General features: G+C 29.6%; 1 protein-coding gene. It reads left to right on the forward strand.

The window, feature by feature from the left end; translation table 11 throughout:
* Positions 1-1,038 precede the first annotated feature (1,038 nt).
* On the forward strand, positions 1,039-1,440 hold the full coding sequence (locus H5300_RS26605; RefSeq protein ID WP_017095413.1) for a hypothetical protein: 402 nt from the start codon (positions 1,039-1,041) through the stop codon (positions 1,438-1,440).
* The last annotated feature ends 126 nt before the right edge of the window (positions 1,441-1,566 follow it).

Below are 1,566 nucleotides of genomic sequence, written 5' to 3' on the forward strand. Positions count from 1 at the left end.
AAATCAGGATTAGTTCAGTCGAAAATAAAGAATATTTAATTCTTTGACATAAGCGAACATAAATCGACCGCATTGTTTGGTATTTAATCAATTAAACCCTACAAATCATATGAGATCTCGCCCTGCAGTAGATACCTACCAATTTTGGGTGTCCGGTATAGAAAAGCAAGCCAGAGTCGTAAGCCTTGATCATGTTAAAGTTCATACTAAAGGGTCTAAAACTTATTATTATAAACTAGAGATAGATAGCAACTTATCAATTCATGGATTTGATTTTGAATTAATTAAAAATGAGAAATATAATATTTTAACTATTAAAGATGGCAAAAAAATCATACTCGGAAGTAAAAATAGCAGCCTATTCTATATATTTAAATCTGTATTTGGTTTTACTATCACTTATAGTATCATCGCATTCATAACTTATATGTCATATAAACTCGTAAAGTACTATTTCACAAGACCTAGAAATCCATACAACTAGAAAATCCAGGTTTATCTATCGAATAAATTATCGAGGTTGAATAATATTTACAGCAGGTCATAACTTCCGATAAAAATTAGGTTAAATAAAATTAAAAAATGAAAATTTAAATCACTTACTAGCACTTAAACAGTGCTGCAGCAGAATGAACACAGGAAAAGATATGAAACTACGCAAGCACAAACAAGCTATTAGGTTTACGATTATATTATTAATCAGTTCTTACCCTATATTATACTTCCCACTCGGCTCTTATAGAACCGATAAAATATATCTCTTATCAATACTACTTACTCCTGCTTTCTTTTGGGCTTTTTTCATAAGTATAGTTCAATTAAAATTAATATTTAAAACAAAGAAAGATCATATTAGAATGAAAAATAAAACTTCATATGTTTTACTTTCTATATCGTTCATTCTTTCTTTTCTATATTATTTTAAAATGGAAGATTATAAAATAAACAGCCCAACTCATATATACTGCGGCCCAGAACTAGAAGTAAAAAGCTCGCGTGGCATATTTGAAAAATTCGCCATCACTGAAGAAATGTGTAATGAATAAAAATATCATCAAATACTATAGGTTATATAAACCTATAGTAAAAAGAATGGATTCAATAAAAACAATCAGGTTATCTAGTAGATTATTAAAATTTTATAGTTTATTTATGTTATTTTTCATAGGTATGAGCCTAATAATATCAGGGGGAGATTCTTTAATTCCTTTAGCTACCGAATTAGTAAAAACTATAGTTATATTATTATCATCTTATTATGTAAATAGTTCCATCAATCGATTCTATGCAATTATTTTAGCGCTAACCCCACTGCTGGACATTGGAATTGGATTTTTTTATGATATGCCAATGGAGCCTTTAAACATAATGCTTAGCTTTATTGCATTAAAATGTTTATATGCCGTATTAAAATACCACCAGTTTACAAAAAATAGTTAAGCCCGATTTCAGATAATAACTGCGACATTCATGGAAAGGTGTAGAAGAGAAAGCCAACTGCCGAAAGTGGTACGCTCTTCTCGCCAAAGAAACAAGCAGTACTACCATGAATTATCAGCAGTTGAC

Source organism: Vibrio sp. SG41-7, from assembly GCF_014164465.1.
Taxonomy (GTDB): Bacteria; Pseudomonadota; Gammaproteobacteria; order Enterobacterales; family Vibrionaceae; genus Vibrio; species Vibrio splendidus.